We start from the raw sequence: 25,401 nt of genomic DNA on the forward strand, positions 1-25,401 counted from the left end.
CCACAGAATTCATCAAAATGCGTTCCCGTGTCGTAATTCAACATGCTAAAGTTAACAATACATTAACAATTATAAATACAACGAGAAGACATGGAGTCACCAAACATGAATCAGCCGAAAATAAATAGCACTGCTGGTTGCGCTCTCCCACCACCAAATGAAATGATTCTTAAATGGGCAGCGGAGCGCCCGAATGAGGTCTACCTAAAACAAATCATTAACCGACAGTTTGTCGAGTTTACTTACGCAGAAGTCGCCGATCAGGCTCTCAAGCTCGTCAGCGCACTACGTGGGCTGGGTATTCAGCCTGGCGATAAAGTCGCACTGGTATCGAAAAACTGTGCAGAGTGGTTTATCTGCGATTTGGCCATGATGCTAGGGGATTACGTAAGCGTACCTATTTTCCCTACCGCAGGGGCCGACACGATTGAATACTGTGTAACTCACAGTGAAAGTAAGGCGCTGATCGGGGGGAAGCTTGATGACCCAGCAGCAACTCAGCAAGTCATTGATGCCATACCAGAGCTTATCAGCATCGCGCTGCCGTATGATTCAGCACCACAATGCCAATACCAGTTCAACGCATTGATTGTGGATGCCGTGCCAAGTGAAGAGCGTCCACAACACTACGACGATAAGTTGATGTCATTGGTGTATACCTCCGGCACATCAGGTTTGCCAAAAGGCGCAATGCTGACTTACGGAGCGTTTAGTTGGTCGGTACAACAGCTGATCAACCACATCGGCATTCAAGCTAACGACCGACTCTTTTCCTACCTACCATTGGCACATATTACTGAACGCGTTTATATTTTTGGTTCATCCATCATGGGTGGCGTACCAACGGCTTTCCCAGAGTCGCTCGATACTTTTATCGAAGACGTGAAAATGCACCGCCCAACCTTGTTCATTTCTGTACCGAGATTATGGACTCTGTTCCAGCAACGCATTCAAGACAAACTTCCACAGAAAAAATTGAATTTCTTACTAAAAATACCGTTCGTAAATTCGCTGATTAAGAAAAAGCTCGCCGAAGGGCTGGGGTTAGATCAAGCGCGAGTTTTGGGTTGTGGTTCTGCTCCGGTATCACCCGCACTATTAGATTGGTACCACAGCGTTGGCCTAAACATCACCGAAGCATGGGGGATGACGGAATCCTTCGCTTACAGCACCATAAACTACCCATTTAGGGCCGATAAAATTGGTACCGTGGGTAACGCAGGCCCCGGCATTGAGTTAAAAATTGCCGATGACAGCGAAATCATGGTACGCGGTAAGGGATTGTTCTCTGGCTACTACAAAAATGACATCGCAACTCAAGAATCTTTTGATTCAGACGGTTGGCTGCACACCGGCGACATTGGCGCAATTGATAAAGATGGCTACCTCACCATTCAAGGTCGCAAAAAAGACACGTTCAAAACCGCCAAGGGCAAATTTGTCTCTCCAGTACCGATTGAGAAAAAACTCTTCGAGTACAGCCGTGTAGAAATGATGTGCCTGATTGGCTTAGGTTTACCTGGCCCTATTCTTCTCGTGGTGCCGCATGATTTTCCTCATTTCGACAAGGAGCGTTATGCTCGTACGACAAGAAAAGTCATTGCGCGCATGAATCAAGAGTTGGCCTCTCATGAGCAGATCAAAGGCGTATTGATGATCAAAGAGCCATGGAGTATTGAAAATGGTGTGTTGACACCAACACTTAAAATCAAACGTCATGTATTGGAACAAAAATACCACGAGCTTGGCCACAACTGGCCGAAAGATGAATTAGTCTTGTGGGAAGAAGACTTGTAACCAAGCAAAGTACTCCTCAAAGCCATTGGGGAGTGCTCTTTATTCTTGCTTCAAACTACTCTCTCCAAAATGGTTTGCTGACTTCATCACGAATCTCATTCGCTTCTAATCCGATGTCATCCCACAAATGTTCAGGTAAGTCCTTCAAGTGTCGGCGCGTCCGATAGTTCCTTCGCCAAACAACCAGTTTAGAATAAATTAACTGTAACCAAGTCTGACGACTGACTGGGATCACTTGTTCACAAGTTTGCGTCACGTTTTCCATGTTTCGGCTTCCTATTACAATATTGACCAGTTAATAATCGGAGACTACGCTGATATCCTCAAACGATAGAATCTGCCATTGAGTTAAGGAAAACTAATGTGAAAGATCGAATGCCACCATTACAGGGCTTGTACTATTTTTTCATCGCAGCAAAAGAAGGCAGTTTTAAAACCGCAGCCAAGAATCTATTTGTTACCCCCGCAGCCATCAGCCAACAAATTCGTCAGCTTGAGGAGTTTTTAGGGACGGACTTGTTTGTTCGTCAACACAGAAAAATTGTGCTGACGCCAGAAGGGGAACTGCTATTTACTCAGGCAGAAAGAGGGTTTGCCCATTTGCAACAAGGCGTACGTCTTGTCAACCAGGATCCAAACCCGAACCACCTTTCAATATCCACACTGCCCTCCTTTGCCCACCATTGGTTGGTGCCTAAAATCACCGCCTTTCGTCAACGTCATCCTGATATTGCCCTATTACTAGAGCCAACAAATGATCTTGTCTCTTTTCAAGATAGTCAGATAGATTTGTGCGTTCGCTACGGATTAGGAAGATACCCAAATTTAGAATCGCAATGGCTGATGGACGAAGCCTTTTACCCAGCATGTCATCCGATGTATCAGAAAGAACATGGCATCTATAGCATCGAAGATTTAAGCAAAGCAGAGCTCATCGAAGATGTTTGGCCCGATCTCGACTGGAACATGTGGTTAGCAAGACTTGGACACTCAGCGGCAAAGCCCGCTTTAAAATACAGTGGCTCGCACTTAGTGTTGGAAGCTGCGTTATCCCTACAAGGTGTAGCGCTCGTCAAACACAGCTTGGCGTATCAATATTTTCGGACGGGTAAACTGGTTCGTATTGGCGACATCGCGATAAAGCCTAGATTTGCGTACTACCTATGTGCACCCAAGGGTTACTTGAAGCGACCAAAAGCACAACTATTTGCCCAGTGGTTAAAAGAAGAGATAGACACATTTGAAAAGTCAGTGACACAAGATTTTGAAATTATCGAGCTCGATAAATAAGCACGTCTTACTTCAAAAGGAGTTTTGCTAAACAGCAAGAGAACGACCAAGTTCGGTGATGAATGTTAGCCAGCATCTCAGCGTCAAAGTAAAGCAAACTTAAAAGATGAACGTTGATGACTCTTCAAACAACTTTCGGCCATAGATATAAAAAGCCCCGCACGAGGCGGGGCTTTAAAATCATAGAGTTAACTTAAGAATTACTTCTTAGCGTTACGCTCTTTAACGTCAGCAATTACTTGCTCAGCAACGTTGTTTGGACATGGTGAGTAGTGTGAGAACTCCATAGAGAACTGACCACGACCAGATGTCATTGTACGTAGAGTACCGATGTAACCGAACATTTCTGATAGAGGTACATCACCCTTGATACGTACGCCAGTAGTACCAGCTTGTTGGTCTTTGATCATACCACGACGACGGTTAAGGTCACCGATTACGTCACCAACGTGATCTTCTGGAGTGAACACGTCAACTTTCATGATTGGCTCAAGAAGTTGCGCGCCAGCTTTAGGCATAGACTGACGGAATGCGCCTTTAGCAGCGATTTCGTAAGCGATAGCTGAAGAGTCAACTGCGTGGAAACCACCGTCGTAAAGTTCAACTTCTACGTCTAGAGTAGGGAAGCCAGCTAGAACACCAGTTTCCATCATGCCAGCGAAGCCTTTCTCAACTGCAGGCCAGAATTCTTTAGGTACGTTACCACCAACAACTGTTGATTTGAACGTGAAGCCTGAACCAACTTCACCTGGTTTGATACGGTAGTCGATTTTCGCGAACTGACCAGAACCACCAGACTGTTTCTTGTGAGTGTAGCTGTCTTCGATTGCTTGAGTGATAGTTTCACGGTAAGCAACCTGAGGAGCACCTACTTCTAGCTCAACGCCGTAAGTACGTTTTAGGATATCAACTTTGATATCTAGGTGAAGTTCACCCATACCTTTTAGGATAGTTTCGCCAGACTCTTCGTCAGTCTCAACTTGGAATGATGGATCTTCTGCAACCATCTTACCAATAGCGATACCCATCTTCTCAGAACCGCCTTTATCTTTAGGCTTAACAGCGATAGAGATTACTGGTTCAGGGAAGATCATTGGTTCTAGAGTACATTCGTGTTTAGGATCACATAGAGTGTGACCAGTTTGAACGTTCTTCATACCAACTACAGCGATGATGTCACCAGCTTGTGCTGAATCGATCTCGTTACGCTCGTCTGCGTGCATCTCAACCATACGGCCGATACGCTCTGTTTTACCAGTTGCAGAGTTAAGAACTGTGTCGCCTTTCTTCATCTTACCAGAGTAGATACGGATGAAGGTTAGAGCACCGAAACGGTCGTCCATGATTTTGAACGCAAGCGCTTTTAGTGGCTCGTCTGCAGATACAGTTGCAACTTCACCAGTCGCTTCACCTGTGTCAGGATCAGTTAGAGGCTGTGGATCAACTTCTGTTGGCGATGGTAGGTAATCTACTACCGCGTCAAGAATAAGTTGCATACCTTTGTTCTTGTACGCTGAACCACAGTAAGTTGGGAAGAATGCTAGGTCACGTGTACCTTTACGGATACAACGTTTGATGTCTTCTACAGATGGCTCTTCGCCTTCTTCTAGGTAAGCCATCATTAGATCTTCGTCTTGCTCTAGAGCAGTTTCGATTAGCATTTCACGGTATTCAGCTGCTTTGTCTACCATGTCTGCTGGGATTTCTTGAACTTCGTAGTTCTCTGGCTGGCCAGACTCGTCCCATACGTAAGCTTGTTGGCTTAGTACGTCTACAACACCTACGAAATCTTCTTCGATACCGATAGGTAGAGTCATTACTAGAGGAGTTGCACCTAGAACGTTTTGTACTTGGTCTACAACTTTGTAGAAGTCTGCGCCCATACGGTCTAGTTTGTTAACGAAGATCAGACGAGATACGTGTGATTCGTCAGCGTAACGCCAGTTAGTTTCTGACTGAGGCTCAACACCACCAGAACCACAGAATACACCGATACCACCGTCAAGTACTTTTAGAGAACGGTAAACTTCGATAGTGAAGTCAACGTGTCCAGGAGTATCGATGATGTTTAGACGGTGATCGTTCCAGAAACAAGTTGTTGCTGCAGACTGGATAGTGATACCACGTTCAGCTTCCTGCTCCATGAAGTCAGTAGTAGTTGAACCGTCGTGAGTGTCACCGATCTTATGGATCTTACCAGTTAGCTTTAGGATACGCTCTGTAGAGGTAGTTTTACCCGCGTCTACGTGAGCAAAAATACCAATGTTTCTGTATTTTGATAAATCAGTCATTGTCTTACTCTGTTAATAAGGTATAAAGTGCGCGCAGAGTATATCACATTCTGTCAATACTGATACCCTTGCGTGCAGATGGAAGAAAAAAAATTTTAACGTGAATTTTCCGTCCTCAAAGGATAGTCAAACATAGCGATTTATGTACTTTGTTCGTTCTATATTCAGGACGGAATGAACAGTTTGTGAGCCCACAAATACCATTCTTTTTCAGCATTACAGCTCGTCAAAAGCCTCAATAGCCTCTGACAACTTCTTAACGCCGTGGATTTGCATCCCCGGAATGCCACCTTTTGGCATATTAGCAGCCGGGACAATTGCCTTTTTGAAGCCGTGCTTAAATGCCTCGTTCAAACGCTCTTGGCCACTCGGTACCGGACGAATCTCGCCAGCCAAACCAACTTCGCCAAATACCACCACATCTTTTGGCAACGGACGATCGCGAAAGCTTGATAGTAACGCCATCACTAAAGCAAGATCCGCACTGGTTTCTGTTACCTTAACGCCGCCGACTACATTCACAAACACGTCTTGATCGGCCATTTGCAGACCACCGTGCTTATGCAGTACGGCTAATAATAAGGAGAGACGATTCTGCTCCAAACCAACCGCTACGCGACGAGGGTTTGCCAATTGCGAGTAGTCCACCAGCGCTTGAATCTCTACTAATAGAGGACGTGTACCTTCCCACACAACCATGACCGAAGATCCTGACGTCTCTTCTTCGCCACGAGAAAGGAAAATCGCCGATGGGTTACTTACTTCTTTCAGTCCCTGCCCCGTCATCGCAAACACGCCTAATTCATTTACCGCACCAAAACGGTTTTTGTGGCTGCGCAGTGTACGGAAACGACTATCTGTTCCGCCATCAAGCAAGACAGAACAGTCAATAATGTGCTCAAGGACTTTAGGGCCGGCAAGAGTACCATCTTTCGTTACGTGACCAACAATAAATACCGCAACATTGTTCTGTTTTGCGTATCGCGTCAGTGCCGTCGCAGATTCTCGCACCTGAGCAACACTGCCCGGTGACGATTGAACATCAGAAACGTGCATAACCTGAATCGAGTCAATCACCATAATTCTGGGCTGCTCTTTCTCTGCAATTTGGCAAATTTTATCGACGTTGGTTTCTGATAGCATCTTCAGGTGCTCTTTTGGCAGACCAAGACGAGACGCGCGCATCGCAACCTGTTGAAGCGATTCCTCACCCGTAACGTAAAGTGTCGGCATCAGCCCTGATAACGTACACATAGTTTGAAGAAGCAACGTCGACTTACCCGCTCCAGGGTTACCACCTATCAGAATCGCCGCACCAGGTACGACACCACCACCAAGCACACGATCGAGCTCTTTAAAACCACTAGTGAATCGCGGCACTTCTTGCAGATCGATTTCAGATAAGGTTTGGACTTTCGATTCTGTCGCCGAACCAGCATAACCGCTTAAGCGTTCATTGCGAGCAACGGTTGGCGAAGCAGCAATGCGCACCTCTGTGATCGTATTCCATGCACCACACGCATTACATTGTCCCTGCCAACGTGGAAAATCCGCGCCACAATCATTACAAACATACGCTCGTTTTGCTTTCGCCATGATGCCTCGATTTTTTCTACAAATGTGACCAAGCACAGCCAAGTCAGATCTAATCTGAAATGAACTATTGATATACTTAAGTTTTACTTTACTTAGTCGATACAAATTAAAGTAACGACATACTCTAACAGAAATAATGCAGCAATCTGAAATTCTCTCGCTCGCTGAAAGACTCATTCCCGTTTATGGTTCTGAAGACTTTGATTTTGTCCTTGGTCAATTGACCGAGGAAGAGCCGCCGTCGGCCAAAATCTTAGTGAAGATGGAACTGAACCGTCTTATGGCACCATGTAAGAAGAGCATTGATTTACGTGGTCGCGTCAAAGGCGAATGTCGTGAATATGTTTTAGATGGCATTTCGCATTGGTTGGACGATGTCGCTTTTAATGCTTATCACAAGAACATTAAAAAGTTTGGCACCTACACCGAAGGCATGTGGGAAGCACTGGTCAACACGCGCAATAACTTTCGTGTGATGAGCAAGCTCGCCACGCAGGAAAAGTCTCATTCATTAACCGATCCTAAAAGCCCCTTTCTCGCAGAGCCGGTTCACCTCGGTTACGACTTAAAACGCCAAGAAAAGCGCTTGAAGGTTCAGTCGCAGGTAGAAATTCGCCGCGCCAAAGGGCAAATCCTTCATGGATTAAGCATCGATTTGTCGAGCTCTGGGGCAAAATTTAAAGTCCCGAGCGCATTTAAATACAACCTTGGTGAAATCATTCAAGTTTCGTTTACCGAGTTTGCAGGCAAGTCGCAAGTCGCGGGCATCGAAAAGCCACTGTCATATCGAGTATTGGCCGTGGACGATTGCTATGAAAATGATGCAGTGCGCTATCTACGAACCATTCGTCTAACGGAAACCAATGTCGTTGCGCGCGTCATCGACGAAGCATTAAACAGTGCCGCCAAACGCGCACGTCATGACAACCAAGATAAAATCATTCGTGCACGCACACGCGGTTATGAGCACATTGCACTCAAACACACGAGCAACTTACCACTGTTTTTTGATGGTAACGAACTCAAGCTAGCGATGCTGACACCAAACAACCAAAAGTTGTGGCAGTACTGGCACGATGAGAGAAATCAACAAGTGTTTGGCTCCTTGTTTAACGAGCAACGCGTCGCTTCTTTGATCAAACAAGGCGTGAAAGGCACCAGTAACGTTTTGTACTCGTTTACTCATGAACATGAACACAAAACGTACTTCTACTCGATGCTTAGACCCGAAGCGACTCGCGAACAACGCCAGCTGTTTTGGCATTTAGGGGCTAAGCGAGAAAGTTGGCGTGCGTTTCGAATTTCTATTTTTGAGTTATCTGAGCAAGAGAAAGAAGATCTCGCACTATTCTCTCCAGAGTTAGCCGAAACTTCTCAGTCACTGACTCATATCGGCATTTTGCAAGAAATCGCTGACGAAAAGTCGGGGCAAGATTACCTATTAACAGAAAAACCGCGTTTGCCAGCCAACACGTTAAATGCCTTTCGTCATCCTCGAAAAATCACTGGCAACCCTAAAGGTATCTATTTCGATGCTCAATCGCGCCGTAAAGAACCACGCTATCGATTCAAAACGCCACTTGAACTCAGTTCGGGTGAGTTAAAAGCAGCAGGTTCAACCGTTGATATTTCTAAGCGAGGCTTGGGGATTCGTTTAGATGAGCCAACGATGTTACGCTCGGGACAAGAAGTGCAAGTTAACTTTCGTGAGTTACAACTTTACGATAAAAAGCTGCCTCTCATGGCCGTTCCATATCGCGTTATTCGAGTCAGCCCTGACGGTTGCAGCGTACAATTGGTTATTGATGAAAACAGCAAAACGATCCGTGTGATCGCTTTCTTCAACAGCATCATTGAACACAACCAAGATAAGCTGATCCCACAAAAAGAGATGTTACCAAGCAATGCATTACTGGAAAGACTGCACAGCGTTTTGCTATCAAGGACGTTAAGCACACCTATCTTTATCAGCAAAAGTACAGCGTCGGCACTAAAAACTCCGGTGGTTGGGGTGAACCTGCCGTTGCCAAAACACATTGAGTTGTTTGCACGCTTAGGTCACGATCAAAAATTCTCTTTAGAGCCAATTTTTAAAGGCCGCTCTAGCACGCTGATCGCAGAACCAATTAAGCGTGTCGACGGAGCACAAGCAAGACACCAAGACATCTACATTAGTGCGGCGAAAATCGGCAACAAGATCACTGCTATCGAATCCAAACTGCACCAAGAATTTAATAGCGTGAAAGAGCGAATTCAGTTCATCAAAAAAGCGCGCATGATGGGCGATTTCTATGTATTTCGAATGTCTACCGCACCCATTTTTGATCCTATGACGTCACTGCTACGACAGGACTTGAGTGACCTTACTCAGTTTGGCGTTCATCAAGCCAGTAAACTAGAAAAGGAGCTGACGGCTTTGGTTGGCTACAGCGAGTTTGAAGACATAACCGAAGAAGTCGTCGTGCGACTTGAACTAACGGAATAAAAAACACCGCCAAGATAGGCGGTGTTTTTCTTTCTGATTCTATTAAGGCTTCGCTTTCCAACTGATTTTTTGCTGCTTCACGAGCGCGCCAGACAAAATACAGAGCACCCCACCTAACCCAGCAAAACGCACCGAGGTTTGTGCTTGCGCTTCTACTTTAGGTTTCGCGTGGTAGGCAATACCAAGGCCTGCGGCGGACATCATCACTAAGTCGTTGGCACCATCACCAACGGCAACGGTATTATGCTGTTCAATTTCGTATTCATCCGCCAGTTCAACCAAAATATCGGACTTGGTTTGCGCAGATACCACGTCACCAATCACTTGCCCAGTTAACTTTCCGTCAATGATCTCAAGCTGATTTGAACGAGCGAAGTCCAGACCGACTTTCTCTTTGATGTAATCAGAGAAATAAGTGAACCCACCAGATGCAATGGCGGTTTTCCAACCGAGCGCTTTAAAGGTCGCAATCAACGCTTCAAAGTCTGGCATGAATGGAAGCTCAGAACGCACTTGTTCTAAAATCGCTTCATCTGCGCCTTTTAGTTTACCAACCCGTTGACGCAAGCTTTGTTCAAAGTCCAACTCACCTTGCATCGCACGTTCAGTCACTTCGGCGACTTCTTCCCCTACTCCAGCCAATTTGGCAATTTCATCAATACATTCAATTTGAATCGCTGTGGAATCCATATCGAACACCACTAAGCCAGGCGAAGAGAGATCCGGCACTTCATTCAGAGAAGCGTAATCAATGTTGAGGCTTTTTAAGATGGTTTCGTGTTGAGATGTTAATTCGCCCGCCATCAATGCTACTTCATACTGACCGACTTTCCATGTTTCTAACACCGGGTTATAGAAACCAGTAAAGAAGTCGATATCTTCAAAGTGGCGAGGGGAAAGATATTCAGCAAAAACGACCCAATTCGCTTTCGCTTTATCTAACTGGGTAGCAAATCGAGTTTCGGGCAGTCGGTTTAAAAGTGTCGTATGTTTTCTGATAGGCAAGCTTTTTGACGCGTCCATGTATATAATCCCTTATGACTTTGCTAAAACGTTACCTCAACAAACTAAAAAGGCAAGTCTTTGTTTTGTTTTAAATGGATGAGTAAAGAGCATGAGTGAATCCTTGTTCTCAGTAAGGAATGCCCTGCGAATTCTGGCACTAATCCTACTGTGCGTGATGTTATTCATCACCATAAAAAACAGTGTTGTGATCAGTAAGGGCAACGAGAAGATTCAAGCGCAGCAGCTTGAAACACTCACCAAGGTTTTGATCTCGCAGGCATCTTTGTCTGCCAGCGAAATGATATTAACCAAAGACCAAGAGCGATTGCTCAAGCTGACCAACCAGCTCGCGCAAGACCGTTTGGTATTTGATGCCACAATTTATGACTCACAAGGTGTGCGATTAGCATCGAGTGACGAGGCGCTGTCTGTCCGTGAGGTCCTAGGATTAGATACCCCACTAGCCACCGCATCTATTGGTCGCCAGCAATTGGTCGAGCCTGTCCTAGCTGATGGTGCTGTGATTGGTTTTGTACGTGTGACGTTTGAGACAGGCCGAGTGACGGCGATTTCTGATCACCATTATCGTAAGAGTGATCGTTACATGTACATGATGGTCTTGATGAGTTTTGTGTGTGGCATGTTGTTTATTATGATTTTACGTAGACAGCCGATCCGCCGTAAAAAAGCCGAAAACTTGCTGCTGACCAAGTAATTCCAACAGCCAACTTCAAATAAAAAAACAGCCCGCTTTGAGCGGGCTGTTTTTTTAGTTCTTGAAAGCGAAGACGAATCTTTGTCGCTTATTCTGCATCGCCTAGCAATACTGAATCTAACGCGATTAGCATCATGTCGTTAAATGTTGTTTGACGCTCGTCTGATGTGGTTTGCTCGCCAGTTTTGATATGGTCAGAAACCGTACAGATTGTCAGAGCTTTTGCGCCGTACTCTGCTGCTACGCCGTAAATACCCGCCGCTTCCATTTCAACACCAACAATGCCGTACTTGTCCATTACGTCGAACATTTCTGGATCTGGCGTGTAGAAAAGCTCCGCTGAGAATAGGTTGCCGACTTTCACATCAATACCACGTGCTTTTGCTGCATCTTCTGCTGCACGAACCATTTTGTAGTCTGCGATAGCCGCAAAGTCATGGCCTTTAAAGCGAATGCGGTTTACTTTTGAATCCGTACACGCGCCCATGCCGATCACAACATCACGTACTTTGATGTCTTCATTCACCGCACCACAGCTACCGACACGGATGATTTTCTTCACACCGAAGTCTTTGATTAGCTCAGTCGCGTAAATCGAACATGATGGGATACCCATACCGTGGCCCATCACAGAGATTTTACGGCCTTTGTAAGTGCCTGTGTAACCGAACATATTGCGCACATCACACACTTGCACAACATCTTCAAGGAAGGTTTCTGCGATGTATTTTGCACGTAGCGGGTCACCTGGCATCAGTACTACGTCTGCGAATGCACCCATTTCAGCATTGATATGTGGAGTTGCCATTTTTCTTTTCCTTAACCTTTCTCTAGCGCTCCGCGCTTAAGGCGATGTAAGCCAGAGTATTCTCATTTCCGACAAGCAGTACTTGCATACTGCAAACATAAAACTAGGAGCACTCAGCTCCTAGTTTTTAATATCCTAATTATAGGAAATTCTTACCGTAATCCATTGGAGAAGTACCGAAGTAGCTCGCCAATGTTTGGCCGATATCTGCGAATGTTTCGCGACGGCCAAGAGAGCCAGCTGGCACTTTTTGACCGTAAACCAATACTGGAATGTGCTCACGAGTATGGTCAGTACCTGGCCATGTTGGGTCACAACCGTGGTCAGCCGTTAGGATTAGCACGTCATCTTCACCCATCAGTTCGAGCACTTCGTTGATGCGACCATCAAAGTACTCAAGCGCCGCAGCGTAACCCGCTACATCACGGCGGTGGCCGTAAGCGGAGTCGAAATCAACAAAGTTAGTGAATACGATGGTGTTATCACCCGCTTCTTTGATTTGCTCTAGCGTTGCTTCGAACAATGCAGGAATACCTGTCGCTTTCACTTTCTTGGTGATACCGCAGTTTGCGTAGATGTCTGCAATCTTACCGATAGAAACCACATTGCCTTGTTTCTCTTCGACTAACTTTTGTAGAACCGTTGCTGATGGTGGCTCTACAGATAGGTCACGACGGTTACCCGTACGCTCAAATTGACCTTTACCAGGACCGATGAATGGACGCGCGATTACACGGCCGATGTTGTAATCTTCTAGTTCTTCACGAGCAATTTGGCAAAGCTCTAGTAGACGATCTAGACCGAATGTCTCTTCGTGACATGCGATTTGGAATACAGAGTCCGCAGAGGTGTAGAAGATTGGCTGGCCAGTCTTCATGTGTTCTTCACCAAGGTCATCAAGAACTTGAGTACCAGATGCGTGGCAGTTACCTAGGAAGCCATCTAGACCTGCACGCTCAAGAATGCGGTCAGTCAGCTCTTTAGGGAAGCTGTTTGCTTTATCTGTGAAGTAGCCCCAGTCAAACAGAACTGGTACGCCAGCAATTTCCCAGTGACCAGACGGAGTGTCTTTACCAGAAGAAAGCTCAGCAGCGTGGCCGTAAGCACCGATGATTTCTGCTTCAGCCTCTAGGCCAGGAGCAAAGCGACCTGTTGATTCTTTGTGTGCCATCGCCAAACCAAGCTTAGATAGGTTTGGAAGGCGAAGTGCGCCTTGACGTTTGTCGTTATCTGCTAAGCCTTTTTCACACTGGTCAGCAATATGACCTAGAGTGTCTGAACCTACATCACCAAATTCTTTTGCATCAGCAGTTGCACCGATACCGAATGAGTCTAGTACTAAAATAAATGCTCTTTTCATTGCTCTTTCCTTAGGCCCACTCGGCGAATTATTATGGTTGAGTAGGCCTTATGTAATTACTTAATCTTTTAGATGTCTTCTGCACGAATTTGACGGTAAACCTCTGGAGTTGGCGTGTATTCACCACCCACTTTGATTGCACTGCGTAGTGCTTTTGCCGCTTCTTCCCACTGCTCTTCACTGCGAGCATGGATAACTGCTAGAGGTTTATCGCTATCAGCAACTTCACCCAATCGGATGAAGTTATCAAAACCTACCGCGTAGTCGATTTCATCAGTTGCAACACGGCGACCGCCACCCATAGAAACCACAGCCATGCCGATAGCACGCGTGTCCATTGCAGAGACAATGCCTGTTTCTGTCGCGTAAACTGGCTTGATGATTTCTGCTTTTTCTAGGTAGTTGTCGTAGTTTTCTACGAAGTCAGCTGGACCGCCAAGACCCGCAACCATTTTGCCGAAGCAAGCTGCTGCTTTACCGTTGTCTAGCACTTCCATCAGTTTCGCGCGTGCGTCATCTGTGTTCTCAGCCAGTTTGCCAAGCACGAGCATTTCAGCACATGATGCCATCGTCACTTCAAGTAGACGCGGGTTGCGGTATTCACCTGTTAGGAAACGAACCGCTTCACGAACTTCCACCGCGTTACCCGCAGAAGAAGCCAGTACTTGGTTCATGTCCGTAAGGATTGCGGTAGTCTTCGTGCCTGCACCATTTGCTACAGCAACGATAGATTTTGCTAGCTCTTCAGACGCTTCGTAAGTTGGCATAAATGCGCCAGAACCGACTTTTACGTCCATCACTAGAGATTCCAGACCCGCTGCCAATTTCTTAGACAGGATCGATGCCGTGATCAGAGAGATGTTGTCTACGGTAGCCGTGATATCACGAGTCGCGTACACGCGCTTATCTGCCGGAGCAAGATCACCCGTTTGACCGATGATCGCCACACCCGCATCTTTGGTTACTTGACCAAAAACTTCGTTCGTTGGTGTGATGTTGTAGCCAGGAATCGCTTCAAGTTTATCTAGCGTGCCGCCTGTGTGGCCAAGGCCACGACCAGAGATCATAGGTACGAAACCGCCACATGCTGCCACCATAGGGCCAAGCATCAGAGAAGTTACGTCACCTACACCACCGGTTGAGTGTTTGTCGACAATTGGACCACCGAAGTTCATGTGGCTCCAGTCGATAACCATACCTGAGTCACGCATTGCACACGTTAGGGCGATGCGCTCATCCATGGTCATTTCATTAAAGAAAATCGTCATAGCAAACGCCGCAATCTGACCTTCAGATACCGTGTTGTTCGCTACGCCTTGAATAAAGAAGTTGATTTCGTCGGCTGTTAGGACTTCGCCGTCACGTTTTTTACGAATGATTTCTTGTGGTAAATACATTAGTGCCTCCCAAGCTCTTTTGAGCCATGGTTGTAGTAGGATAGAAGAGGTTTGGTAGCACCCGTTTAGGTGCTACCGTTCAGACGTATTATTGGAATTAGTACGCTGTTGGATCAGCGACGTCGTCCGATACTTCTAATGTATTTAGTAGGTTGGTTAGCAGGCTAGACGCACCAAAACGGTAGTGACGAGCATCAACCCAGTTGTCACCTAGGATTTCGTCAGCCATTGCTAGGTATGCCGCTGCGTCTTCAGCAGTGCGCACACCACCTGCTGGTTTGAAACCAACAGTTTCTGCAACACCCATGTCGCGAATAACTTCAAGCATCATGCGAGCGTATTCTGGTGTTGCGTTTACTGGCACTTTACCAGTTGAAGTTTTAATGAAGTCAGCACCTGCTTCAATACAGATTTGAGATGCTTTCTTGATTAGTGCTTCTTCTTTTAGTTCACCAGTTTCGATGATCACTTTAAGAAGAATGTCACCACAAGCTTCTTTACATTGCTTAACTAGTTCGAAGCCTACTTTCTCATCACCCGCCATTAGCGCGCGGTATGGGAAAACTACGTCAACTTCGTCTGCACCGTAAGCAACAGCCGCTTTTGTTTCAGCAACTGCGATGTCGATATCGTCGTTACCGTGTGGGAAGTTCGTTACTGTTGCAATGCGAACTTCTGGCGTACCTTGCTCACGAAGTGTCTTCTTAGCAATAGGAATAAAGCGAGGGTAAATACAGATTGCAGCTGTGTTGCCTACTGCTGTTTTCGCGTCATGACATAGTGAGATCACTTTTGCATCAGTGTCATCATCATTCAGCGTAGTTAGGTCCATAAGTTTTAGTGCACGTAGCGCTGCTGCTTTTAAATCGCTCATTTCTATCTCCGATCAATATTCAAAAAATTCACTACTCAGCCTCACATCACTTCTCTAACTATAATCAACAAGTCGAGATAGTGTGAGAAATTGGCTAAACAGTCTATTTATGAACGGACTTGGTTCCCTGAAGACTCGGCATATACAGCGAAAAATTCATATGCCAATTGCTATCCTTGTCACCGCACAGTACCAGTTTGGCCTATGGCACAACAATCTATGATTGCGGTGTCTTTAATATCACATCACACAGCGAAACGCCTATTAGATCTGATATTGCAGGGCAATTCATTTGCCCATCGAGTATGTAATATTCACTCTATGATTAAGTGGTTATCGTAACCATGATCTCGTGATTACTACATTATAGATATTCACCGCAAAACTGTAGCACCAAATAGAGCGCAAACGGTTTGTATCTCAAAATTTCCAAGCCGCTATTCCATTCGCTGCGTAAACCAATGTCTTGGGTTTACTCAGCGTAAAAATTTTGGTCCTGAAAAACGAAAAATGCCCCGCAGCAATCTCTTGCTACAGGGCATGGTTTAAAACGGCGTCTATATATTAAGAACCGATTCTAATTAAAATGCTGCAAGGCTTAGGCAGAAGCCTGCAATTGTCGCTGCCATAAGGTTAGACAACGTACCTGCAAGAACTGCTTTGATACCCATGCGAGCGATATCTGAACGACGGTTTGGTGCAAGGCTACCTAGACCACCAAGTAGGATCGCGATAGAAGAAAGGTTCGCGAAGCCACATAGTGCGAATGAGATGATAGCGGTTGTCTTCTCAGACATTACTTCACCAGTTGCTGCTACTACTTGAGCGCTGTCACCTAGGTAAGGTGTGAAGTTCAAGTAAGCAACGAATTCATTGATAACTAGTTTCTGACCGATGAATGAACCAGCAACAACAGCTTCGTTCCATGGAACACCGATTAGGAATGCTAGTGGAGAGAATGCGTAACCTAGGATTAGTTCTAGAGTTAGCTCAGGCATACCGAACCAACCACCGATGCCACCTAGCATACCGTTAACTAGAGCAATCAGACCAACGAATGCGATTAGCATTGCACCTACGTTTAGCGCAAGTTGTAGACCAGAAGCCGCACCGCCCGCTGCTGCGTCGATTACGTTAGCTGGTTTGTCGTCGCCACCGTCCATTGCTTCTTCGATATCTTCGTGAGGCTGATCAGTCTCTGGGTGAAGAATCTTAGCGAACAGTAGACCACCTGGTGCCGCCATGAATGATGCTGCTACTAGGTACTCTAGAGGAACACCCATAGATGCGTAACCTGCTAGTACACCACCAGCTACAGAAGCTAGACCACCACACATTACCGCGAATAGCTCAGATTGAGTCATTTTTGGAACGAATGGACGAACTACTAGAGGTGCTTCAGTTTGACCTACGAAGATGTTAGCTGCTGCTGACATTGATTCCGCACGAGAAGTACCAAGCGCTTTTTGAAGTGCACCACCAAGAATCTTGATAACCCACTGCATTACGCCAACGTAGTAAAGAACTGAAATCAGTGCTGAGAAGAAGATCAGTGTAGGAAGAACACGGAAAGCGAAGATGAAACCGCCGCCGCCGAATACTTCGAACATCTTGTCAGAAACAAGACCACCGAATAGGAACGATGAACCATTGTTACCGTAGTTGATAACGTTAGAAACACCAGTAGAGAAACCGTTCAGTAGATCACGGCCCCAAGGTACATAAAGTACGAATGCACCTAATGCGAATTGGATAGCGAATGCGCCACCCACAGTTCTTAGATTGATAGCTTTACGGTTATTAGAAAATGCAAATGCAATAGCAAGAAGCACTACCATACCGACTAGGCTCATAAACAGGCTCATAGTTTATGACTTCCTTATAAGTTATTTATTGGCGTGTTACAAAATGGAGCTATAAAGCGGGGGCAATTATACTCACGCAGAATCAATTAAAGTAATGCCACCCTCACACTTTCTTATAAGATTCATCATTGATTCACCCACCTTTGTGAGTTATCTCACAATAAGCAGGGAAACGTTTTCTATTTCAGACTACATCTTTAGATTTTATTCACAGATAGAGAAAGCAAAATTGCTATTTTCCCACAGCTGAGTGGCAATCGATTGCTTTCGCACACTATGCAACTCTGCGAGCTCATTGAATACATGAATGAGTTTGGCAGGGTGATTCGGCTCCCCTTGATAACCAAGTATAGGCATATCTGGAGCATCCGTTTCTATAACCAGATTTTCGAGTGGTAATCTTTGAATCGCGTCGCGAGTTTTATGGGCTCTCGGATAGGTAATGGTTCCACCAACACCGATGAAAAAACCTAATCTGACCCACTCCATTCCCTGCTGATAACTACCAGCAAACGCGTGCAAAACGCCACCACGAGGTAACTTCGCCGCTTTGACCATTTGAATGAGTCGATTGTGTGCTTTCCGGCTGTGCAAAATGACAGGAAGATTGAAACGCCTTGCCAGCTCAAATTGAGTTTCAAGCGCCCTTTCTTGTAGCTCAGGATCTACGTTAACTGCAAAGTCTAGTCCGCACTCTCCGATTGCCACACACTGTGGCGATTTTTGGTTGAGATAGCGTTCTAGTTCTGAAAGGTGTTGCTCAACGTTATCTTCTAGAAAATACGGATGAAAACCGAGCGCGTAATACAAATTGGCGTGTTGCTCTGCCAACGTTTGAATACGAGCCCAATTTTGCGGGCCGACGGAAGGAATCAGAATTCTTGCGACGCCTTGCGTTTGAGCAAGCTCAAGTTGATGCGCAAAGTCATCTTGAAACACATCAAAATCAAAGTGGCAGTGCGTATCAAAGAACTTCATCTTGAGACTTTTTATCGACGCCAGCAGACGGAGAGTCAGAAAAAGACATAGCTTCGCCCTTCTCTTCGTTTTGATGGGCAGGATCTTTTCGATATGGGACGCAGCTGCGTTTTTGATCGGGCGTTAATCCCATTTGTTTACACCAATCGTCGTAACGCTTTAACCCACGTTTGAACCAGTTCATTTTTCTTCCTTATATAAAAACGCCCTTGACTAAGTCTATAGCCAAGGGCGTTTTAAAATCTAGTTGCTTTAACGCGGCGGTTGATTAGTGCTCGCGAGTCGCACGGAATTCAACGTCTGGGAAGCGTTCTTTTGCAAGGTTCAAGTTAACCATAGTTGGGGCAATGTACGTTAGGTTGTCACCACCATCCAATGCTAAGTTCGCTTGGTTCTTACGCTGGAACTCATCCAGTTTCTTCGCATCGCCACACTCAACCCAACGAGCTGTCGCTACGTTAACGCCTTCGTAGATTGCTTCAACGTTGTATTCTGACTTCAAGCGAGCCACAACCACGTCAAACTGAAGCACACCTACCGCACCAACGATCAGATCGTTGTTTTGCAGTGGACGGAATACCTGTACCGCACCTTCTTCAGAAAGCTGAACCAAGCCTTTTAGTAGCTGCTTCTGCTTCAATGGATCTTTCAAACGAATACGACGGAACAATTCAGGCGCAAAGTTTGGAATACCAGAGAACTTCAGAGACTCTCCTTGCGTGAAAGTATCACCAATTTGAATAGTGCCGTGGTTATGCAGACCAATGATGTCACCCGCGTAAGCGTGTTCTGCTCGTGAACGGTCACCAGCCATGAAGGTTACCGCATCAGAGATACTTACTTGTTTGCCTAGACGAACGTGGTTCATCTTCATGCCTTGAGTGTAAGTACCCGATACGATGCGCATGAATGCGATACGGTCACGGTGTTTAGGGTCCATGTTTGCTTGGATCTTGAATACGAAGCCAGAGAACTTGTCTTCTGTCGCTTCAACATCACGCTCAACCGCTTGACGCGTTTTCGGTGCTGGCGCCCATTCAGTCAGACCGTCTAGCATATGGTCAACACCAAAGTTACCCAGTGCGGTACCGAAATAAACTGGTGTCAGTTCACCCGTTAGGAACAGTTCTTTATCAAACTCAGGACATGCACCCATTACAAGCTCAAGCTCTTCACGAACGCTTGCCGCTAGGCTTTCACCAACTTTTTCATCAAGTTCTGGGTTATCCAAACCTTTGATGATACGAACTTCTTGAATTTCATGACCGTGGCCAGATTCATAAAGGATCGTTTCGTCACGGTGAATGTGGTAAACACCTTTAAATTCTTTACCACAGCCGATCGGCCAAGTGATCGGTGCACACATCATACCCAATTCGTTTTCTACTTCGTCCAATACTTCCATTGGATCACGAACGTCACGGTCAAGTTTGTTCATGAAAGTTACGATTGGCGTATCACGTAGACGTGTTACTTCCATTAGCTTACGAGTACGATCCTCGACACCTTTCGCCGCATCGATAACCATCAAACACGAGTCAACTGCCGTTAGAGTACGGTAAGTATCTTCTGAGAAGTCTTCGTGTCCTGGAGTATCAAGCAGGTTTACTAGGCAATTGTTGTACGGGAACTGCATCACAGAAGTGGTTACCGAGATACCACGTTCCTTTTCCATTTCCATCCAGTCAGATTTTGCGTGCTGTGCATTACCACGACCTTTTACAGTACCTGCTTTTTGGATCGCGTTTCCGAATAAAAGGACTTTTTCGGTAATGGTTGTTTTACCCGCATCCGGGTGAGAAATAATAGCAAACGTTCTACGTTTAGAAACTTCGCTTAGAAAAGGTGTATTTGACATGAAACTGGTCTTCTTTGATGTCTGAATGCCTGCTGAAAAGCAAACACGCTTTTTGTAGATTCAATTTTGCGCGGTATTCTCGCCTATTATTGCTTTAGGGGCAACTTCCCGAGTAGTGCGTCTAGTTAAAGAAGAGATAACTCATGATGATCGCGTCTTCTTTTCCATTGCCTGTTTTGGCTGGATAATAATCATAACGACGATCCACTTCGTTAAAACCAGCTTGCTCATAAATATGAATCGCAGGATGGTTACTTTCTCTTACTTCTAGCCACGCGCTGTCTGCTTTGGCTAGCTCACAGTGATTCAGAAAGGCATCCAATAACTTTTGACCGTAGCCTTTTCCTTGTAGAGCAGGGGCAACCGCAATATTGAGTAACGTAACTTCACCCACAATATTTTGTGCATAAAAGTAGCCAACTACCGAGCCGTCTTCGACCATCACGTGATGGCACGCACCGCGACTCGACAAATCGCGCACTAACGACTCTGCCCATGGGTGAGAATGCGCTTGCTGTTCAATTTGCCAAACTTGCTCCACATGCTCACTGTACATTGGGAGAATTTCAATCGTCATGATTTAACCTATTAGGTCGAAATACCGCGCCACAATAGAGCTTGGTATTCGATCTTTTACAAACGTTACGAGTAAGAACAAATTTGCTGCCAAAGTGCGCGTTTTTGTTCATTGTTGCCATCAATGTCTTGCAATAACGGCGAGGTTAGCTGCTTAGCATTTTCCATACTGTTACTTTCACAGCCTGCAAACCATACCCACTCCAACTGATGTTCACCAAGCATTGCAAGGCGCTCAGGCTCGATATGCATGGCTTGTTCAAGCGTTAATTTCATACTTTTAAGTATCTTCTCGAACAGTATCGCTGTCTCATTCGTAGGACAGATGGGTGAGACCAGCAGAAGTTTGCAAGAACTTGGCAAATCTATAGTTGGCGGTTGATAGCCTGCCAACCTTTCTGGATGAATCAACTCCCACGAGGTGATTCCCATTTCGTGTAAATACTGTTTCTCGTTAATTGACATTTTTCGTCACCTGTTTGAACGAGGCAATCCTATCAAAAAGTCAGAGGTGTTATGAAGCTTTTCCAATCACTCTTTACTGTGATGATGGTAGCGACCATCAGTTTTTCCACATTTGCGAGCAGCAATAATGATGACTGGGAGCTGATCGCAACCAATACCGTCAACTTCCAAACGGAGACAGACACCGTTACGCCAAATAGTCTGCTCAAAAACCGTAACTTCAGTAAAATCAAAATAAAGTGCATTCAAGGCACCGTCGATTTAAAAGACATCAAAGTCACCATGACCGACGGCAGCGAGAAAAAACTCACATCAATGGGCACGCTCACCAACGGAATGTCAACGCGAGCTTGGACACTACCAGGAGCGGAGGACGCGAAACTTAAGCACCTTGAAATGAAATACAGCAGTTGGGGAAACATGAAGCTCGACGTGCTGGGTGTCAGCAGAAAAGCAAAAGTCGAAATCTGGGGTAAAAAGAGAACCAAAAACGCTCAATAAACGTCATGCTTGTCGATTGACTGATGAAAAGCAAACAGCCCGCTATTTCAGCGGGCTGTTTCAGTATTTAAAGCTCTGAGAACTCAGGCGCGTAATCAATGCGTCCAGAACGTCCTGCACATTGGCCCTCGACGAGTTCAGCTACTCGAAACGCACCTTCAGGCACTTCCCAAGCGCATTCAAAGCCCATCTCTTCACCAGCATTGAAACCTTGTCGTGCATAGTAGTTAGGTTCACCCAACACGACACAGACTGGATAACCGAAATCACGCAAAGATTCGAAACCTTCTTTAATGAGTTCAGCACCAATGCCTTGACGGCGATAGTCCTCATGAACAGCCAATGGTGCAAGCCCTTGCCACGACAAATCTTCACCATTTAATGTAACTGGGCTAAATAAAGCATGGCCAATTACCTCACCTTCATCCGTACACGCCACCAGCGACAAGGTCAGCTTGCCGTTTTCACGTAAACGCATCACCAAGTTGGCTTCTGCATCGGTTGGAAACGCATGTTTCAATAGGCGGTCAATGGTCAGAATGTCCGCAGGGGCTTCAGTTCGAATAAGCATTCGCTACTCCGGGTTGTTGTGCAGGCTCTTGAACCCCTTTTTGGACAAAGTCAGCCAGTTGGTTCAGCGCTACTTGCATTGCTTTTGGTAACTGCTCTAAGTCGACACTGTCCATCAAGTTTTTCACTTCTAAGCCAAGCTCAGTGTCACCTTCAATTGAGAGGCGACGTTGGAAGAACAGTGTATCAGGGTCTTCTTTACGACCAGCAATCAGTACTAGGTCGTTTAGATTACCACTAAAACTCACATCTTCCTGAACTGGTTTTTCAGCGACGACTAATTTTTCATCTTGATAGCTGATGTACCATGCTAAGTTCAAGTCTTTAATCGCAACTTTTAACCACTTGTCTTCAAGGAATTCAAAGTCGCCATCTTCTAACGCTTCTTTGAATACCATTTTCAGCCCTTCAAGCAAGGCTTTTTGTTGAACTGTTTGTGGTAATAACTGGACTGGAGAACGCAAAATGTTGGCTGCGTTCTTTACTAGTTGACTGCGAATCTTGTTTAACACGTTCATTATCCGTTACTTTGTCATTAGGTCGCTCATATTACGCAATCGCACCACCGCGATACCTGTTATGTATCAATAAACTGTTTGTTTTCAGTTGGTGGTTTATTGTCCACTAACGTGTCGTTTTTTGACCTTACGTGTATTATTGATGCGAACAGCTTGATAAACGCTTTAATAACCGTATTTTCAAAGTTATAGTTATCCGAGCGTATCCTCGTGATATCAAGTCACAGAATAAAGCCGAGTCAACCACTTAAAAATGACTCACTATGCAGGCTTGAGAAGCACGGCGGCATGTTCGCCAGGGTAGCGCTTTTGATTACACGGACGAATTAATCTGGCTCATTGGAGATCGGTAATACCCTAATGCCTTCCCAGCAATTACAACATTGGTTTGCCACGCTAACCTCAAATAGCCCTTTCTTTTTTGCCATTCTTGATAAAAAACACAATTATCGAATGGTGAGTGACCGCTATTGCGATATTGCAGGCTTAAATCATGAAGAAATCATCGGGTTAAACGATTGCCAGGTGCTAGGTGAGCAGTTTTATAAGAAGCTGGCACCTTACTACCAACGCGCATTCAAAGGCGTGCATGTCGAAGCTGAAATTACCTTAGATGAAACCGATTTAGAGACCAGCCTTCACTTTAGTTTGTCACCAGTGTATGAAGGTAACGAGGTACGTTTCGTGGTGTTTCACGCCGTCGACACCTCCGAAAAGCAAATACTTGTCCGCTCTCTGGAAGAAGCCGAAAACAAATTTGCCAAGCTGACCCAACTATTGCCCGATGGCCTGCTGCTGATTGAAGATGACACCATCATCTCAGCAAACCCTGCCTCGGCTCGTTTGCTTGGGCTTAACTCCCCTCACGAGCTGCTCGGTGAAGAGCTCTCTCGTCTGTTCATCGACGAAAACACCAAAAAAGTTTTCAGTCACCGACTCAGCACGCTTATTTCGGACAAACCGTTTGTTTGCCTGACTAGCGCGCGTTGCGGATTTGAGCGCAGAGTCCAATTGCATGCGGACTCGACGGCAATTCTAGGCAGTGAATCTCAAATTATTCTTATCCAAGATGCGGATGACACACCAAAACACTTGTCGTCGGCCTCCAGTGAAGATTCTCATATCGACTCTTTAACCAAACTGTATAACCGATTTGGTTTCACCAAGCGCCTAGAACAACTGATCAAAAGCCAAACACCGCTATTGGTGTTTTACCTCGATATCGATAACTTTAAGAACATTAATGACTCGCTGGGTCATCACATCGGTGACAAAGTCATCCAAGAAGTTTCTGCGCGTTTAAAACGACTGCTGCCAAACCAAGCGATCATCGGCCATCTTGGCGGTGATGAGTTCGGCATCATTCTTCCTGAGCCAGAAAACTCACGCATGGCAGAAGTGTTATCAGATCGCATTATTTCTTTGATAAACCAACCTTTTGATCTGCACCATTTCAGTAAACGTCTTGCCTGCTCAATTGGTAGCGTCCGCTATCCGGAAGATGGGCAGGATGCTCGTATCTTGCTACAAAACGCCGATACCGCGATGTACGAAGCCAAAGATCGCGGGCGAAACCGTCTGATCAAATTCAATGACCAAATGAACAAAGAAGCGCGTATGCGTTTGTGGCTCGAAATCGAACTGCAAAAAGCCCTGCAGCAAAATGGTCTCGAAGTTTGGTATCAGCCCAAAGTGAACGCCCGTGATTTCAGTATCAATGGCGCAGAGGCTTTAGTACGTTGGAAACATCCGGTTGAGGGCTACATTAGCCCAGGATCATTTATTCCTGTGGCGGAACGAGCAGGTTTGATTGAGCATCTGGGCCGCGTGGTGATGCGTGATGTATTCAACACCGTAAAACGCTGGAAGCAACAAGGCATTTTGCCGGGTCGCGTCGCGATCAACCTGTCTCCAGAACAGTTTGGCAACCCTCAGTTGATCGACTTTATGGAGAAGCTGCTGCGCACAACCGAACTTGATCCAAGTTGCATCACGTTTGAGCTAACGGAAAGCGCGGTGATGAGTGACAGCGAACATACGCTGCAAATGCTGAATGCGATTAAAAAGCTGGGCTTTGCTTTGTCGATCGACGACTTTGGTACTGGGTACTCGTCGCTGTCTTATTTAGCTCGTTTCCCGATTGATGAACTAAAAATCGACCGTGCGTTCATTAATGACATTGATGCCCTGCCAAAACAGGTGACCGTCATCGAGAACATCATCAACTTGGGCAAATCTTTGGAATTAACGGTCGTTGCAGAAGGCGTAGAAACGCATCAGCAAGCTACTTTGCTTTCCAACCTTCAATGCAACTCGATTCAAGGTTTTCATTTCTACCGACCTCAGCCAAAACATGAAATCGAAGAGTTGTTTGTGCAAAACCGCCGCCACAAAAACTGATCCCCCCTACTTCGTCAAATCAAACCTTTACCCCTACTCTCAAGGGGTAAAT

General features: G+C 45.7%; 22 protein-coding genes. 6 read left to right on the plus strand and 16 right to left on the minus strand.

Features of this window, described 5'->3' with window-relative positions; all coding sequences use genetic code 11:
• Positions 1 to 105 precede the first annotated feature (105 nt).
• Positions 106 to 1,797 (plus strand): AMP-binding protein, encoded by a 1,692-nt coding sequence (locus tag NL646_RS13930; RefSeq protein WP_180710118.1) that lies wholly within the window; start codon positions 106 to 108, stop codon positions 1,795 to 1,797.
• 55 nt (positions 1,798 to 1,852) lie between these two features.
• On the opposite strand, the gene NL646_RS13935 is transcribed toward NL646_RS13930, so the two are convergent.
• Entirely contained in the window at positions 1,853 to 2,062 is a 210-nt protein-coding gene (locus tag NL646_RS13935) for a DUF1127 domain-containing protein (RefSeq protein ID WP_005456575.1), read from the minus strand.
• A 98-nt stretch (positions 2,063 to 2,160) separates the two neighbouring features.
• Here NL646_RS13935 and NL646_RS13940 point away from each other — a divergent pair, with 98 nt between their 5' ends.
• Positions 2,161 to 3,087 (plus strand): LysR substrate-binding domain-containing protein, encoded by a 927-nt coding sequence (locus NL646_RS13940; protein ID WP_005494094.1) that lies wholly within the window; start codon positions 2,161 to 2,163, stop codon positions 3,085 to 3,087.
• A gap of 200 nt (positions 3,088 to 3,287) precedes the next feature.
• Here NL646_RS13940 and fusA read toward each other — a convergent pair whose 3' ends face one another.
• Both fusA and radA read right to left on the minus strand, forming a co-directional pair.
• A complete protein-coding gene (fusA, locus tag NL646_RS13945; RefSeq protein WP_005456593.1) occupies positions 3,288 to 5,378 on the minus strand; it encodes an elongation factor G in 2,091 nt (696 codons plus the stop codon).
• A gap of 216 nt (positions 5,379 to 5,594) precedes the next feature.
• Positions 5,595 to 6,974 (minus strand): DNA repair protein RadA, encoded by a 1,380-nt coding sequence (gene radA / locus NL646_RS13950; RefSeq protein WP_005456064.1) that lies wholly within the window; start codon positions 6,972 to 6,974, stop codon positions 5,595 to 5,597.
• A 136-nt stretch (positions 6,975 to 7,110) separates the two neighbouring features.
• On the opposite strand from radA, the gene NL646_RS13955 reads away from it, so the two are divergent.
• Positions 7,111 to 9,459, plus strand: a complete 2,349-nt coding sequence (locus tag NL646_RS13955) for a PilZ domain-containing protein (RefSeq protein ID WP_021449985.1) — start codon at positions 7,111 to 7,113, stop codon at positions 9,457 to 9,459.
• Positions 9,460 to 9,501: 42 nt separating this feature from the next.
• Here the strand turns inward: NL646_RS13955 and serB are convergent, their stop codons facing one another.
• Positions 9,502 to 10,482, minus strand: a complete 981-nt coding sequence (gene serB, locus NL646_RS13960) for a phosphoserine phosphatase (RefSeq protein WP_140169616.1) — start codon at positions 10,480 to 10,482, stop codon at positions 9,502 to 9,504.
• A gap of 91 nt (positions 10,483 to 10,573) precedes the next feature.
• Between serB and NL646_RS13965 the strand changes: the two genes are divergently transcribed.
• Positions 10,574 to 11,179 (plus strand): YtjB family periplasmic protein, encoded by a 606-nt coding sequence (locus NL646_RS13965; RefSeq protein WP_005481596.1) that lies wholly within the window; start codon positions 10,574 to 10,576, stop codon positions 11,177 to 11,179.
• Between the two features lie 88 nt (positions 11,180 to 11,267).
• Here the strand turns inward: NL646_RS13965 and deoD are convergent, their stop codons facing one another.
• The 10 genes from deoD to NL646_RS14015 all read right to left on the minus strand — a co-directional run bounded on the left by deoD (position 11,268) and on the right by NL646_RS14015 (position 21,360).
• Positions 11,268 to 11,987: a purine-nucleoside phosphorylase gene (deoD, locus tag NL646_RS13970; RefSeq protein ID WP_005456104.1), complete on the minus strand. Its 720-nt coding sequence runs from the start codon at positions 11,985 to 11,987 to the stop codon at positions 11,268 to 11,270.
• Positions 11,988 to 12,126: 139 nt separating this feature from the next.
• Positions 12,127 to 13,347, minus strand: a complete 1,221-nt coding sequence (locus tag NL646_RS13975; RefSeq protein WP_025441477.1) for a phosphopentomutase — start codon at positions 13,345 to 13,347, stop codon at positions 12,127 to 12,129.
• Positions 13,348 to 13,415: 68 nt separating this feature from the next.
• On the minus strand, positions 13,416 to 14,744 hold the full coding sequence (gene deoA / locus NL646_RS13980; RefSeq protein ID WP_005494080.1) for a thymidine phosphorylase: 1,329 nt from the start codon (positions 14,742 to 14,744) through the stop codon (positions 13,416 to 13,418).
• A 97-nt stretch (positions 14,745 to 14,841) separates the two neighbouring features.
• Positions 14,842 to 15,618, minus strand: coding sequence for a deoxyribose-phosphate aldolase (gene deoC, locus NL646_RS13985; RefSeq protein WP_005456105.1), 777 nt, complete (start codon positions 15,616 to 15,618; stop codon positions 14,842 to 14,844).
• A 581-nt stretch (positions 15,619 to 16,199) separates the two neighbouring features.
• Positions 16,200 to 17,483 carry a NupC/NupG family nucleoside CNT transporter gene (locus NL646_RS13990; protein WP_005456066.1) on the minus strand — a complete coding sequence of 428 codons (1,284 nt, stop codon included), beginning with the start codon at positions 17,481 to 17,483 and terminating at the stop codon, positions 16,200 to 16,202.
• A 204-nt stretch (positions 17,484 to 17,687) separates the two neighbouring features.
• The gene (locus tag NL646_RS13995) at positions 17,688 to 18,461 is read right to left on the minus strand and encodes a TatD family hydrolase (RefSeq protein WP_023584076.1); all 774 of its coding nucleotides are present in this window, start codon (positions 18,459 to 18,461) and stop codon (positions 17,688 to 17,690) included.
• Positions 18,448 to 18,645 (minus strand): DUF5363 family protein, encoded by a 198-nt coding sequence (locus NL646_RS14000; protein ID WP_015297218.1) that lies wholly within the window; start codon positions 18,643 to 18,645, stop codon positions 18,448 to 18,450. Before NL646_RS14000 ends, NL646_RS13995 begins: the two co-directional genes overlap by 14 nt.
• Before the next feature lie 84 nt (positions 18,646 to 18,729).
• On the minus strand, positions 18,730 to 20,319 hold the full coding sequence (prfC, locus tag NL646_RS14005) for a peptide chain release factor 3 (RefSeq protein WP_140093528.1): 1,590 nt from the start codon (positions 20,317 to 20,319) through the stop codon (positions 18,730 to 18,732).
• Between the two features lie 121 nt (positions 20,320 to 20,440).
• Positions 20,441 to 20,896 carry a ribosomal protein S18-alanine N-acetyltransferase gene (gene rimI / locus NL646_RS14010; protein WP_253664344.1) on the minus strand — a complete coding sequence of 152 codons (456 nt, stop codon included), beginning with the start codon at positions 20,894 to 20,896 and terminating at the stop codon, positions 20,441 to 20,443.
• Between the two features lie 65 nt (positions 20,897 to 20,961).
• On the minus strand, positions 20,962 to 21,360 hold the full coding sequence (locus NL646_RS14015) for a DNA polymerase III subunit psi (RefSeq protein WP_005456107.1): 399 nt from the start codon (positions 21,358 to 21,360) through the stop codon (positions 20,962 to 20,964).
• Positions 21,361 to 21,411: 51 nt separating this feature from the next.
• Between NL646_RS14015 and NL646_RS14020 the strand changes: the two genes are divergently transcribed.
• Positions 21,412 to 21,861 carry a hypothetical protein gene (locus NL646_RS14020; protein ID WP_253664345.1) on the plus strand — a complete coding sequence of 150 codons (450 nt, stop codon included), beginning with the start codon at positions 21,412 to 21,414 and terminating at the stop codon, positions 21,859 to 21,861.
• 67 nt (positions 21,862 to 21,928) lie between these two features.
• On the opposite strand, the gene NL646_RS14025 is transcribed toward NL646_RS14020, so the two are convergent.
• Together NL646_RS14025 and NL646_RS14030 are read right to left on the minus strand one after the other, a co-directional pair.
• Positions 21,929 to 22,432, minus strand: a complete 504-nt coding sequence (locus tag NL646_RS14025) for a GNAT family N-acetyltransferase (protein WP_017447717.1) — start codon at positions 22,430 to 22,432, stop codon at positions 21,929 to 21,931.
• Positions 22,416 to 22,943, minus strand: coding sequence for an SCP2 domain-containing protein (locus tag NL646_RS14030; protein WP_005490392.1), 528 nt, complete (start codon positions 22,941 to 22,943; stop codon positions 22,416 to 22,418). The genes NL646_RS14025 and NL646_RS14030 overlap by 17 nt, the downstream gene beginning before the upstream one ends.
• A gap of 366 nt (positions 22,944 to 23,309) precedes the next feature.
• On the opposite strand from NL646_RS14030, the gene NL646_RS14035 reads away from it, so the two are divergent.
• Complete coding sequence (locus NL646_RS14035; RefSeq protein WP_025505883.1) at positions 23,310 to 25,349, plus strand: bifunctional diguanylate cyclase/phosphodiesterase; 2,040 nt, start codon at positions 23,310 to 23,312, stop codon at positions 25,347 to 25,349.
• Positions 25,350 to 25,401: the final 52 nt, after the last annotated feature.

This window comes from Vibrio sp. Y20_XG_PY13 (genome assembly GCF_024181925.1).
GTDB lineage: Bacteria > Pseudomonadota > Gammaproteobacteria > Enterobacterales > Vibrionaceae > Vibrio > Vibrio parahaemolyticus.